The sequence below is a fragment of the Streptomyces sp. NPDC031365 genome (assembly GCF_055569765.1).
The window spans coordinates 75,957-88,627 of the sequence record NZ_JBVIIM010000021.1 but is presented as its reverse complement, the minus strand read 5'-3'; the positions used below and the strand labels follow the sequence as shown (position 1 = coordinate 88,627).

General features: G+C 73.1%; 11 protein-coding genes. 6 read left to right on the top strand and 5 right to left on the bottom strand.

Features of this window, described 5'->3' with window-relative positions; genetic code table 11:
• The first annotated feature begins 15 nt into the window (after positions 1-15).
• Positions 16-2,910 carry an AfsR/SARP family transcriptional regulator gene (locus tag ACZ5C2_RS27020; RefSeq protein WP_468796060.1) on the top strand — a complete coding sequence of 965 codons (2,895 nt, stop codon included), beginning with the start codon at positions 16-18 and terminating at the stop codon, positions 2,908-2,910.
• A gap of 116 nt (positions 2,911-3,026) precedes the next feature.
• Here the strand turns inward: ACZ5C2_RS27020 and ACZ5C2_RS27015 are convergent, their stop codons facing one another.
• The gene (locus ACZ5C2_RS27015) at positions 3,027-3,614 is read right to left on the bottom strand and encodes a M23 family metallopeptidase (protein ID WP_468796057.1); all 588 of its coding nucleotides are present in this window, start codon (positions 3,612-3,614) and stop codon (positions 3,027-3,029) included.
• 207 nt (positions 3,615-3,821) lie between these two features.
• On the opposite strand from ACZ5C2_RS27015, the gene rarD reads away from it, so the two are divergent.
• Positions 3,822-4,850, top strand: a complete 1,029-nt coding sequence (rarD, locus tag ACZ5C2_RS27010) for an EamA family transporter RarD (protein ID WP_468796054.1) — start codon at positions 3,822-3,824, stop codon at positions 4,848-4,850.
• Positions 4,851-4,962: 112 nt separating this feature from the next.
• Positions 4,963-5,436: a VOC family protein gene (locus ACZ5C2_RS27005; RefSeq protein ID WP_468796051.1), complete on the top strand. Its 474-nt coding sequence runs from the start codon at positions 4,963-4,965 to the stop codon at positions 5,434-5,436.
• 21 nt (positions 5,437-5,457) lie between these two features.
• Here the strand turns inward: ACZ5C2_RS27005 and ACZ5C2_RS27000 are convergent, their stop codons facing one another.
• The gene (locus tag ACZ5C2_RS27000) at positions 5,458-6,669 is read right to left on the bottom strand and encodes a tetratricopeptide repeat protein (protein WP_468796048.1); all 1,212 of its coding nucleotides are present in this window, start codon (positions 6,667-6,669) and stop codon (positions 5,458-5,460) included.
• A 159-nt stretch (positions 6,670-6,828) separates the two neighbouring features.
• On the opposite strand from ACZ5C2_RS27000, the gene ACZ5C2_RS26995 reads away from it, so the two are divergent.
• The 3 genes from ACZ5C2_RS26995 (at position 6,829) to ACZ5C2_RS26985 (ending at position 9,149) form a co-directional block, all read left to right on the top strand.
• Positions 6,829-7,344: a DUF6668 family protein gene (locus ACZ5C2_RS26995; RefSeq protein WP_468796045.1), complete on the top strand. Its 516-nt coding sequence runs from the start codon at positions 6,829-6,831 to the stop codon at positions 7,342-7,344.
• 56 nt (positions 7,345-7,400) lie between these two features.
• Positions 7,401-8,483 carry an amidase family protein gene (locus tag ACZ5C2_RS26990; RefSeq protein WP_468796042.1) on the top strand — a complete coding sequence of 361 codons (1,083 nt, stop codon included), beginning with the start codon at positions 7,401-7,403 and terminating at the stop codon, positions 8,481-8,483.
• A gap of 81 nt (positions 8,484-8,564) precedes the next feature.
• Positions 8,565-9,149, top strand: a complete 585-nt coding sequence (locus tag ACZ5C2_RS26985; protein ID WP_468796620.1) for a flavodoxin family protein — start codon at positions 8,565-8,567, stop codon at positions 9,147-9,149.
• Positions 9,150-9,303: 154 nt separating this feature from the next.
• Here ACZ5C2_RS26985 and ACZ5C2_RS26980 read toward each other — a convergent pair whose 3' ends face one another.
• The 3 genes from ACZ5C2_RS26980 to ACZ5C2_RS26970 are packed head-to-tail and all read right to left on the bottom strand — an operon-like array spanning position 9,304 to position 12,395.
• Positions 9,304-10,173: an ABC transporter permease gene (locus tag ACZ5C2_RS26980; RefSeq protein ID WP_468796039.1), complete on the bottom strand. Its 870-nt coding sequence runs from the start codon at positions 10,171-10,173 to the stop codon at positions 9,304-9,306.
• The gene (locus tag ACZ5C2_RS26975) at positions 10,160-11,134 is read right to left on the bottom strand and encodes an ABC transporter ATP-binding protein (RefSeq protein ID WP_468796036.1); all 975 of its coding nucleotides are present in this window, start codon (positions 11,132-11,134) and stop codon (positions 10,160-10,162) included. The genes ACZ5C2_RS26980 and ACZ5C2_RS26975 overlap by 14 nt, the downstream gene beginning before the upstream one ends.
• Positions 11,135-11,174: 40 nt before the next feature.
• Positions 11,175-12,395: a LolA family protein gene (locus ACZ5C2_RS26970; protein ID WP_468796033.1), complete on the bottom strand. Its 1,221-nt coding sequence runs from the start codon at positions 12,393-12,395 to the stop codon at positions 11,175-11,177.
• Positions 12,396-12,671: the final 276 nt, after the last annotated feature.

The window sequence follows — 12,671 nt, the reverse complement described above, 5'->3', positions numbered from 1 at the left end:
TGCGGAGGCAGGCGCATGGGGGAGCCGGTATTCGGCGTGCTGGGCCCGCTCCGGGTACGGGCGCGGGGCGAATCGGAGCCGCTGCCGCTGGGCGGCCCCAAGCCGCGGGCGGTCCTCGCCACGCTCCTGCTGCAGCCCGGGGCGTTCGTCTCGCTCGACGTCCTGACAGAGGTCCTGTGGCCCGGCGGCGCGCCCCGCTCGGCGGTGGCCAACGTCCGCACCTACGTACGGGCGGTCCGGGTGGCTCTGAAAGCCGCGGGCATCGCCACCGACGGGCTGCGCACCCTGCCCGCGGGCTACACCCTGGACGTGGAACCCGGCGATCACGACATGCTGCTCTTCGAGCACCTCCTGGACCATGCCCGCGCGGCCCGCGACCAGGGCGACGACGGCGCCGCCCTGCGCGGCTACGACACGGCGCTCGCGCTGTGGCGGGGCGGCATGCTCCAGGACCTGCCGCCCAGCGTCGTATGGGATCCGGCCGTCGCCCGGATCGAAGGGCTGCGCTCCCTCGCCGTCGACGAATGCCTCCAGGTGCGGCTGCGGCTGGGCGACTACGCGCCGCTCGTCGCCGACCTCAGGACCCGCCTCGCCGAGGACCCGGTGCGCGAGGACCTGTGGCAGATGCTGGTCCGCGCCCTGTACGGCGCCGGACGCGTCACGGAGTCCCGCGTCGCCTACGCCGAGGCCGAGCGGGTCCTCGCCGCCGAACTCGGCGTCGCCCCCGGTGCCCCGCTGCGCGCCACCGGTGAGGAGGTCAACGGGCATGTGGCCAGGCACCGCCCCGCCCCGGTCACGCCGGTGCGGCAGCTGCCGATGGACATACCCGACTTCACTGGCCGCGACGTGGAGATCGCCGCCCTTGAGAAGCTGCTGTCCGGGGCCCGTCAGCGGCCGGTCGTCGCCGTGGTGTCGGGCCTGCCGGGTTCGGGGAAGTCCACGCTGATCGTCCATGTCGCCCACCGGGTGCGGCACCTGTTCCCGGACGGGCAGCTGTTCGTCGATCTGGGCGGCATGAGCGGCCGCCCCCGTGAGGCGGCCGACGTGCTCGCCGAGATACTGCGGGGCCTCGGCGTCATCGACAACGCCATTCCGGCCGAACCGGGCGAGCGGGCCGCACTGCTGCGTTCCCGACTGGCTCCGCGGCGCTTCCTGATCGTCCTGGACGACGCCTCGACCAGCGAGCAGGTCCGCCCGCTGTTGCCAGGCACCGGCGGCTCCGCGGTCCTGGTCGGCTCGCGCCGACGCATGCCGTCCCTGCCCGCGTACCACTGTCCCCTCGGCGTGATGCGGCACGACGAGGCCCGTACGCTGCTCGGCCGGATCGTCGGTGAGGAGCGGCTGCGCGGTGCCGACGCGCATGCCGACCGGGTGCTCGCCGGCTGCGGGTCGCTGCCGCTGGCCGTGCGGATCGCCGGGGCCCGGCTGGCGAACCGGCCGGGCTGGACCGTCGCCGCGCTGGCCGACTTCCTGCACGACGAGCGTGACCGGCTGGACCGGTTGCGAGCCGGCGAGCTGGAGGTTCGGGCGAGTGCGGAGCTGAGCTACCGGCATCTGCCCGAGCATGCCGCCGCTGCCTTCCGAGCCTTCGGCCGACTGCCCGGCGAGGCGGTACCGGGTTGGCTCGTCACGGTCGCGATGGGCCACGCCGAGGAGCCGGCCCGAGTACTCGAGACACTGCTCGACGAGCACCTGGTCGAGGTGGTGGGCACCGACCCACTGGGGCTTCAGCGCTACCGCATGCACGATCTGCTCCATATCTACGCCCGTGAACTCACCAAGGCGGACGGCCCCGACGTCCGGCGCGAGCACGGGCTGCGGACCGTGGACGCCCTGATCGCGCTGGCCCGCTGTGCGAACGCCGCGATGCCGACGCGTTTCCTCGGGGTGCTGGGGGAAACGGTGCCGCTGCCCGGTCCGGCCGCCGGCATCGCCCGCGCCGTACGCACCCGGCCGGTCGAGTGGTTCGAGAGCGAACGCCGGGTCCTCGTCACCGCCGTGGAGTCCGCCCTGCGGTTCGGCGACCACGCGCGGGCGGGCGACCTCGCCGTCGAGCTGGCCGGCTTCTTCGACATGCGGGGCTACTACGACGACTGGCTGCGCACCCACCGGCTCGCCCTCCACGCAGGGCCCGCCCCCACCGACACCCGGTCCGCCGCCCTGTTGCGCAACCTCGGCCAGCTCCATCTCTATCAGGACCGGTACGCCGACGCGCTCACCGCGTTCACCCGCTCCCGGGAGGTCTTCACCGCCCTCGGCCACCGCTCGGGTGAGGCGGTCGCCCGGCTCGGCATCGGTTCCGTGCACCGGGTGACCGGCGACCTGGACTCGGCGCTGGCCTCCTTCACCGCGGCGCAGCACGCCTTCCGGGCGGCGGCCGACCGGCACGGTGAGGCCATCGCGCACAACGCGATCGCCTCGGTGTGGCTGGACCGGGGCGACGCGAACGCCGCGGCACCGTGGCTCGACGACGCGCTCGCCCTGTCCCGCGACATCGGCGACCGGCACCGCGAGGCACAGGTCCGGCGCCGTATCGCCGTACTGCACGAACTGCGCGGCACACCGCACATGGCGCGGGTCGAGCTGGAGCGGGCACTGGGGATCTTCGACGAGTTGACCGACACGCACTGCGCGGCGTACGTGCAGCAGAGCATCGGGGAGCTGTGCCTGCGGCAGGGCGACGCAGGCCGGGCGTCGGCGCTGCTGGTGGGTGCGCTGGCGGTGCAGCAGCGGCTCGGCGACCGCCGTGCGGAGGCCCGGGTGGCGTGTCTGCTGGGCGAGTTGCACCACGCGACGGGCCGGGAACAGACCGCGCGGCGCTACTTCCACCGCTCCCTGTCGGCCTATCGGCGCCTCGACGTACACGACCAGGCCGAGCTGGTGGACGCCAAGCTGCGCTCGCTGCGCTGAGCCGGTGGAGGCGGGACGGCACCGCGCACGTGGGCACGGCGGCAGACGGCCGCCGTACCCACTCCCCGGTTCGGTGCGGCACCGGGCTCAGCAGCGGTTGGTGCCGGTCTCCGGGCTCAGCAGCGGTTGGTGCTGGTCTGGTAGCGCGCGAGGTAGTCGTACCACGTGACGCCCTGGACGACGGCGACGACGACACTGCCGTTGTGGATCTGCTCGTAGTGCAGATGCGGGGAGATGTCGTAGAGCGCGGACGTTGCGCCGACCGTGCCGATGCGCTGGCCGCGCGAGACCGTGTCGCCCTTGTTCACGGCACGGGACTTCAGGTGCGCGTACCGGGTCCGCCAGCCGTTGCCGTGCCCGACGACGACGGTGTTCCCGTAGCCGGTGCCGGTGGCGTAGTACGAGGAGAGGACTGTGCCGCCGGCGCTGGCGAGGACGCGGCGGCCGAGGTCGTCCGGGGTACCGTTCGCGTCGTAGTGGTTCCAGTCGATGGAGTGGGCGGGGCTGTGGCCCTGCCAGTTGCTGCCGCGCCAGGTCTGTCCGCAGACGAACGGCATGCGGAACGCGGGGCGTGTCGCTGTTGCCTGGAGCTCGGCCGAGGCCTTCTCGGGCGCCGCGACCGAGGCCGGTGCGGCCGCCATCAGTGCGGCCAGGCCGCACAGTGCCGCGAGCAGCCGACGGCCCTGTCTCTTCTGTACGCGCATGGTTCCTCCCGTGGTCGCCGAGGTGACTGGGGCGATTGAAGGAGGTGCGCATACAAAGCGGATACAAGTCACTGCACGCGATGTCCCGGAACGGAAGCGGCACCCGTAGCCGTCATGACCGTATGCCGATACGGGCATGACAGACGAGGGCCGTCGGCGCTACCTTCGGTGGGGCGCGTGCACAGCGAACCGGGGAAGGGGTGCCGCATGACCGGAACACCGGGGGGCGAGCGACGCCTCGGACTGCTGAACGGCTTCGCGGCCTACGGCATGTGGGGGCTCGTGCCCCTGTTCTGGCCCCTGCTCAAGCCCTCCGGGGCGGTGGAGATCCTGGCCCACCGGATGGTCTGGTCGCTGGTCTTCGTGGCCGCCACCCTGCTCGTCATACGCCGCTGGGCCTGGCTCGGCACACTGCTGCGGCAGCCGCGCAAGCTGGCGCTGATCACGGTCGCCGCGACGGTCATCACCGTGAACTGGGGCGTCTACATCTGGTCCGTGAACTCCGGGCACGTCGTCGAGGCCTCCCTCGGCTACTTCATCAACCCGCTGGTCACCATCGCGATCGGCGTGCTGCTGCTGAAGGAACGTCTGCGGCCCGCGCAGTGGGCGGCGGTCGGGGTCGGGGCCGCGGCGGTGGTGGTCCTCACCATCGGCTACGGCCAGCCACCGTGGATCTCCCTCTGCCTCGCCTTCTCGTTCGCCACCTACGGGCTGGTGAAGAAGAAGGTCGATCTCGGCGGCGTCGAGTCATTGGCCGCCGAGAGCGCGATCCAGTTCCTGCCCGCGCTCGGCTACCTGCTGTGGCTGAGCACCCGGGGCGGCGCCACCTTCGGCGCCGAGGGGACGGGGCACGCCATGCTGCTCGTCGCGTCCGGGATCGTCACCGCGCTCCCCCTGGTCTGCTTCGGCGCGGCCGCCATCCGTGTGCCGCTGTCCACCCTGGGGCTGCTGCAGTACATGACGCCGGTCTTCCAGTTCCTGCTCGGTGTCCTGTACTTCAAGGAGGCCATGCCTCCCGAGCGCTGGGCCGGGTTCACGCTGGTGTGGCTGGCGCTCACCCTGCTCACCTGGGACGCGCTGCGCACCGCCCGCCGGGCCGCCCGTACGCAGGCCCAGGCACGTGGCGCGCGGGCGGCCGCAGCGAGCTCCGCGACGACCGGCACGGTGGGCGGTGCACGCAGCCCCGAGAGGGTGCCCGCCTCGCCGGAGCCGGACCAGGTGGAGGCCAGACCGTAAGAACCACGGCCGGGGCGCCGGTGGCCGGGCCCCGGGTGTCAGGTGGGGCGTCGAGCCCGGTGCCAGGCGTCGAGCCCGGGCGGTGTCAGTGGCAGGCCCTATAACTGGTCTCATGACGCAGACACCGACTCCGGCGACTCCCGTGCACTGGAAGGTCGTCATCGACGCGGCCGACCCGCACGCACAGGCGGACTTCTGGGCCGCCGCCCTCCGGTACGCGGTCGAGGACAACAGCGCGCTCATCGGGAAGCTGCTCGGCGCGGGAGCCGTGCCCGCCGAGCTCACCCTCGAGTCCCACGGCCGCCACGCCTGGCGCGACCTGGCCGCCGTACGGCATCCCGACGACCCCTACGACGAGGAGAGCGGCACCGGCCGCGGACGGCGGCTGCTGTTCCAGCGCGTACCGGAGGTGAAGACGGTCAAGAACCGGCTCCACCTCGATCTCCATCCCGGTGACGGGCACCGCGAGGAGGAGCTCGCTCGGCTGGAGGGTCTCGGGGCCCGTGTGCTGCGGCGGGTGGAGGAGGCCTCCGGGGGGTGGCTGGTGATGACCGACCCGGAAGGCAACGAGTTCTGCCTGCGCTGACGCCGGTGTGACGAGGGCCGTTCAGGTCTGCCGCGCGCGGGCCCGTCCGGTCAGGCGGCCCATGCGGGCGCGGGCGGACTCCAGCTCCTCGATCTCGTCGGCGGCGGCACCGCCCTCGGTGGCGAGCTCGGTCCACAGCGCGATCAGCTCGTGCCCGAGCTCGAGGCCGAGCAGCGGGTCCCGCACCGCGCGCCATGCGGTGGCGGCGCTGCGGACGTTGCCGTAGGCGGTCTCGGCGTCCTCCGCCCGGCGGCAGATCAGGGCGAGTTCGAGGGAGAGCCGGAAGGCGCGCAGGGGATCACCGGCCAGGTAGGCGATGTACGCGGTGAGTTCGCGCAGGCGGAGCACCTCGGGGTGCTCCGGCCCCAGAGTGGCCGACGCCTGAGCCACGGTCTCCTCGGCCAGGCGGGCGGCCGTGTCGATCCGGCCGGCCCGGACGGCCTCGTTGACCCGGGCCATGGGCTCGGCGAGGTGGTGGTCGCCGGATGCGGCGAGAGGGTCGTCGCCGAGCACCGCCTCCGCCACGGCGTCGAAACCGCGGGGCGGGGTGGGCTTGGGGTCGGGCACGGGCTCGGGGTCGGGCACGGGCTCGGGGTCGGGGTCGGGGTCGAGGAACGGGTCCGCGGGGTGCGACCTGGCGTCCATGGCCGGGGGCGGGCCGAACTCGCCCGTCGGGGGAACCACGGTGCCGGGCGGCGTGACCTCCGCCGACTCGGGCACGGGCCGCAGCGGGAAGGTCGGTACAGCGTCCCGGTGAGCCGGCGCCCCGGTGACCGGGCGCAGCTTGAAGGTGGGGGCGGCCTCCCGTACGGGGGCCGGCGTCCGCGGTTCCGGCCCGGGGCGCAGGAGGTGCGTGGGCCGGTCCGCGCCGGGCTCCCGCACGGGCTCCGTCCCGTGCGCCGGCTCGTGGTCCCGCGCCGTGCTCAGCCGGTCCGGCTGTGCCGTGAAATGGCTGGAGCCGTCCGGTTCGACCTGGAGCGGGACGACGCAACCGATGCGTTCGTCGCGCACGGTGGCGAGGACGGCGTGCCCGGAGGCGATGGCGATGCGGTGGAGGCGGTTCAGCACCGCGTGCTGGATCTCCTCGCCGGGCCCCGCGATCACCGGTACCCCGCCGACCGACGCAGCCGCGGCACCCACGGGGACATGGACGTCGATCGGCGCCACCGCAGGGTCCGCCGCTTGCGCGGCCTGCTGCTGTTCCCGCTTCTTCTCGCGGCTGAGTCGAGACATCGTTCCCTCATTCGGGTCGTACACCTACCGTCGAGTCTGTCCGCTCGCCCGCGCTTCTCGCGTCACCGCGTTGTCACAGGCTCGTCCCAACGGCCGCCGGCTCCGGTTTCCCGGCCGCCCGGCTGCATGAGGATCGAGGTGGCGAGCAGGAGAGGGGGCATGCGGACAGGCATGCGACAGGGACCGGAGATCTGGATCCGAGGGCCGGTGGCGGCACCGGACGCGGAGGTGGCGGCCCCGCCGGAGCCCGCCCACGCGCACGCGACGGCCCGGCGCTTCTCCTGGGTCGGCCTGCACGGCGGCGCCGGTGTCTCCACGCTCGCCGCCGTCTACGGCGGTCATGACAGCGGACGGGCCTGGCCCGCGCCCGACGGTCCGCCGTCGGTGCTGCTCGTCGCCCGGACCCATGCCGCCGGCCTGGATTGCGTGGCTCCGGCCGTGGAGGCGTTCCGGCGTGGGGAGGCACCCCAGGAGCTCGACCTGGATGCCGTCGTCCTGGTGGCGGACGCGCCGGGACGGCTGCCGCGTCCCCTGGCCCACCGGATCCGGCTCGTCGAGTCGGTGATCGACGTGTACCGGGTGCCGTGGGTGCACGAGTGGCGCCTGGGTGACCTGAGCGGCCGGCCGCCCCGGGAGACGGAGTCGCTGGCCCGACTGACGGGTGCGATGCGCTGAGCGGGGGCGGCGTGGCGGAGATCGCCTCCGCCGTATGCGCGCGCACGCTTCGGGCCGTGGATGTGGTCGCGGAGGCGCTGGAGCGGATCGAGCGAGCCGATCCGGTGCTGTGCGCCTTCCTCGAGGTGTGGGGCGAGGAGGCGCTGCGGCGGGCGGACGAGGTGGACGCGCGCGTCGCCGCCGGAGAGCGGCTGCCGCTGGCCGGGGTGCCGATCGGGGTCAAGGGGCGGCACGGACTGCGTACGGCGGGGCCGCTGCTCGCGGCCGGCTGTGTCGCCGTGGGTGCCACCTCCGTACCCGGCCCGGGGACGGGCTGGCAGACCTGGGGGCTCGGGAAGCACGGCCGTACCGTCAACCCGTGGCGGGCGGACCGCACACCGGGCGGCTCGTCGGCCGGGTCCGCGGTGGCGGTGGCGGCCGGGCTGGTGCCGCTGGCGACGGGCAGTGACGGCGCGGGCTCGGTGCGGATCCCGGCGGCGTGGTGCGGGGTGGTCGGGCTGAAGGTCACGGGCGGCCGACTGCCCTCGCCGGACCGTACGGGGCTCGCGGCGCCCGGGGTCCTGACCCGCACGGCCGCGGACGCGGCGGTCTGGTGGCGGCTGATGCGGCCGGCCGTCGCGGCCGGGGCGCCCGCGGGCTTTCCCGTCTCCGCCGTCTGGTCCCCCGACCTCGGCTTCGCCCGCCCCGACCCCGAGCCGGTCGCCCTGGCCCACGCGGCGGCGGGCGGGCTCGCCGCCGCAGGGATCGTACGGCTGGTACGTCCCCCCGTGCCGCCGCCGTTGCTCCTCGACCCCGCCCCGGCATGGCTGGCCCTGCGCACACCCGGCGCCGACCGGGCCGGTGCCCACCGCATCCGCGCCGAGAACGACCGGCGCCTGGACGCCCTCTTCTCCGGCACCGATCTGCTGCTCACCCCCACGGTGCCCACCGCACCGCACGGCCACGAGGGCCCAGGTGACGTCTACTCCACCGCGCTCACCTGGGCGTTCAACGTCAGCGGGCACCCCGCGCTGAGCCTCCCGGCCGGGTTCGGCGCCGACGGCTGCCCGGTGGGGCTCCAGTTGGTGGCGCCACCGGGGCGGGAGGGGCTGCTGCTCGCCGTCGCGCGGGAGGCGGAGAAGCGCGGTGCCGTCACCTGAGCACCCCTGGGCAATTTACTTGCGTGTACATATAATGCGAAGGCCTGTAAATGGCGCACGCCGATTACCTTGGGGATGACCATGACTCGCCGCTTCCTCTTCGTCCAGGGCAGCGCCCGCCCCGACGGCAACACCGAACTGCTGGCCCGCCGGGCCGCCGAGCAACTGCCTCCCGATGTGGAGCGGCAGTGGATCGACCTCACCGCCCACCCCGTCCCCGACTTCGAGGACCTCCGCCACGACAGCGACCACGTCCGCCCCACCGAGGGCAATGCGGCGCTGTTGCTGGACGCCACCCTCGCGGCGACGGACCTGGTGATCGCCTCGCCGCTCTACTGGTACTCGGTGTCCGCGCAGACCAAGCGCTACCTGGACCACTGGTCGGGCTGGCTGCGTACCCCGGGGCTGGACTTCAAGGCGAGGATGGCGGGGCGCACCCTGTGGGGCGTCACCGCGCTCGCCCACGAGGAGCCGGAGGTCGCCGGTCCGCTGGTCGGCACGCTGAACAACTCGGCCGCGTACATGGGGATGCGGTTCGGCGGGGTGCTGCTCGGCAACGGCAGCAAGCCTGGTGACGTGCTGAAGGACACGGAGGCGCTGACCCGGGCCAAGACGTTCTTCGCGCAGGAGGCGCCGTTCGCCCGCTTCCCCTACGAGGCCGGCTGACCCCCGCGAGTCACCAGCCCGGCTGTGGGGCGACCGGACCGAGCAGCACACCGTCTTCGTTCACAGGTGAGCCGTCGGCGACCTGCCGCCCCGGAACTCGCCGCCCGTACCGGCAGCGAGGTTCCGGGCGAGGCCGCCCGTGCCGACCCCTGTCCTACGCGGTGATGTCCTTCGCCGTGAACCGCGCCCACGCCGCAGAGCCGAACACGGCCGCGTAGAGGGCCTGAAGGCCCAGGTTCTTCGTCAGGTCGTCCCAGTGGACCGGTTCGCGCATCAGGTCGGCGAAGGACAGCCAGTAGTGGGAGAAGAGGTAGGGGTGCAGGGCGTGCAGCTGGGGGATCTGGTCGAGGATCTGGACCGTGATCAGCAGCCCGACCGTGGTCGCCATCGCCGCGATGCCGCTGTTGGTCAGCGTGGAGACGAACAGGCCGAGCGCCGCCACCCCGATCAGTGACGCGGCGACGACCAGGGCGATCAACAGGGCTCTGGCCAGGCCCTCGGAGAAGCTGATCCGGGTGCCGGAGATGGTCGTGAGGTCGCCCAGCGGGAACAGCAGCGCGCCGGTGATCAGCGCCGAGACGGCGACCACGAGTGTGGCGACCAGGCAGAAGGCCATGACCGTCGCGTACTTGGTGAGCAGCAGGCGGCCGCGTCCGGCAGGGGCGACCAGGAGGTAGCGCAGGGTGCCGGAGTTCGCCTCGCCGGCGATGGCGTCGCCCGCGACGACCCCGATCGCCATGGGCAGGAAGAACGGCAGGGTGGCGGCGAGCGCGGTGAAGACGAGGAACAGGCCGTTGTTGGTGATCTGTGAGATGAACGCCGGCCCTCCGCCACCCCCGCCACCGGCCGACGAGCCGTCGCCGGTCTCGATGCGCACGGCGATGCCGACCAGGACCGGTACCGCCGCCAGCACCCCGAGCAGAGCGAGGGTGCGCCAGCGCCGGAAGGTGGTGAGCATCTCGCTGCGGAACAGTCCGAGGGTCCACAGCGGGCTCGCCCTCCGCAGCGCTTCAGCCCGCGACATCGAAACCCTCCCCGGTCAGTGCCACGAACGCGTCCTCCAAAGAGGCCCGTTCGACCCCGAAGCCGCGGACCCGGACGCCGGCCGTCACCAGCGCGGCGTTGACCTCGGCGAGGTCACGCTCGGGCGCCTCGCCGGTCACCCGGTCCTCGGTCACGACGACATCGGCGACGCCCTGCTCCTTCAGTACCCGGGCCGCGTCCGCCGGGTCCGGCGTGGTCACCACCAGCCGGCCACGAGCCCCCGCGGCCAGGTCGGTGACCGGGCCCTGGGTGATCAGCCGGCCCCGGGCCATCACGGCGGCATGCGTGCACACCTGCTCGATCTCGTCGAGGAGGTGGGAGGAGAGGAAAACGGTGGTGCCGTCCGAGGCCAACTCGCGGACGAGCGTGCGGATCTCCCGCATGCCCTGCGGGTCGAGGCCGTTGGTCGGCTCGTCCAGGACGAGCAGCCGGCGCGGCTGGAGCAGGGCGGCCGCGAGGCCGAGGCGCTGCTTCATGCCGAGCGAGTACGCCTTCGCCTTCTTGGACGCGGCCGCCGTGAGGCCCACCCGGTCCAGCGCGGCGGCGACCCGGGTGCGCCGGGTGTGCGGGTCGGCGGTGGGATCGGCGGCGTCGTAGCGGAGCAGGTTGTCGCGCCCGGAGAGGAAGCCGTAGAGGGCCGGGCCCTCGATGAGGGCGCCGACGTGGGGCAGCACGGCGCGCGCGGAGCGCGGCATGTGCCGCCCCAGGACGTGCGCCGTGCCGGAGGTCGGCTCGATCAGGCCCATCAGCATGCGGATGGTGGTGGTCTTGCCCGAGCCGTTGGGGCCGAGGAAGCCGAAGACGCTGCCCTCCGGGACGGTCAGGTGCAGACCGTCCACGGCGAGCTGCCCGCCGCGGTAACGCTTGGTGAGCGCGCGGGTGGTGATGACTCCCTCACCCGCGTGCGCGCCGTCCGGCTCTCTGGCGGACGCCTCGCCCATCGGCTCCCTCGTTCCCTGTCACGTCGTAAGGTTCAGGTCCTTACTTCCCCGCGTCGGCCGCCTTCACGAGCGTGTCCTTGGTGACGGTGCCCACGTAGACCTTGCCGTCCTCGGTCATCAGGGCGTTGACCAAGCGGGTGCTGAACACCGTGCCGGTGCCGAACTTGCCCTTGACAGGGTCGCCGAGCGAGCCGAGGAAGCCGCCGAGGTCACCTCCGGCCTCACCGGTGGGCAGGCCGCCGTCGGCGCCGGTGTCGAAGGTCGCGACGGAGTTCCAGCCCTCGCCGAGCATCTTCAGCCCGTCGAGGCCCTTGGCCAGGTCCTCCTCCGGCTCGGGGGCCCTCTCCGGCTTGGCGGAGTGCTCCCGGCCGTGCTCCAGCTCACCGTCCTCGGTCACCTCGGCACCCTTGGGCGGGGTGAACTCGAAGGTCGACGCGTCCGGCCGGTCGAAGCTCACCTTGGTGAAGCCGACGTCCACGACGGCCGAGCCGCCGCTGGACGGGGTGAGCGTGAACTTCAGCGGCATGCCCGTCCTGTGGTCGACGGCGATACTGATCGCGCCGACCGTGGAGCCTGACTGCTTGGGCTTGACGACCAGCTTGTACGCGTCCCGGCCGGCCACCTGGGCGGTGCCGTCGACGGTCACGGACGTGGTGTCGTCGACCGACTTCAGCGCCTCCTCGGCGAAGTCCTTCGGGGTGGCCGGGGGCTGCCGCTCCCGGTCCTCGCCGGACCGGTCGACCGTGCCGTGGTAGACCTCGTTGGACTCGCTGTCGTAGCCCCAGACGTCCTTGCCGTTGTGGATCAGGCTGTACTCGGCGGCGTTCTCCAGGATCGACACCTTCTGCCGGTCCGGGCCGTCGGCCGCGATCCGCAGCGTGTGCGTGCCGGACGCCAGTTCGGTGAGCTTGGCGGACGGATCGGCCGAGGAGCCGTCGTCCCCGCCCCGGCCCATCGCGCCGGACGTGAGGCCGCTCTCCAGACCGCCGAGGTTCGGCAGTCCGAGGTCCGTGGTGATCTTCACGGTGCCGGACAGCTGCTCGACGTCCGACGTCGCGATCTTCTCGATCAGTTGTGCGGCAGTGATCTTCGGCAGGTCGGGGTCGCCGGAGTCGGCGAGCGCGGGGACGAGCCCGATGGTCGCGACCGCCACTCCCATCACCGTGACCGGGACGACGTACCGCGCGGCCCTGCGCCGCCCGGAGCGCGGCTCGTCGACCTCCCCCGCGGTGGTCATCTCGTCGGATTCGTACGGTGCCATGTGTGCCCTCCGTGGTCGGCGGCGGCTTCCGTCTCGTGTTCTCGCACCAGTCTCACCCTGAGCCGCCATTCTCACCCGAACCGGTGAGAGGTGGTGTTGTCCGTCGTTGTCCATCTGACCAAATCCGGCGGGCCGATACGTCAGACCGCGGGCGCAACTCCGTGTACTGCTGGGGTATGACACGGAGGGCGCTCTCCTCCCCCGACCAGTAGGGGTCGCGGGGAGTGCAGGCCGCCGACCGTCGGCCGCCGGCAGGGGTCGTGAGGGTGCGTGCGG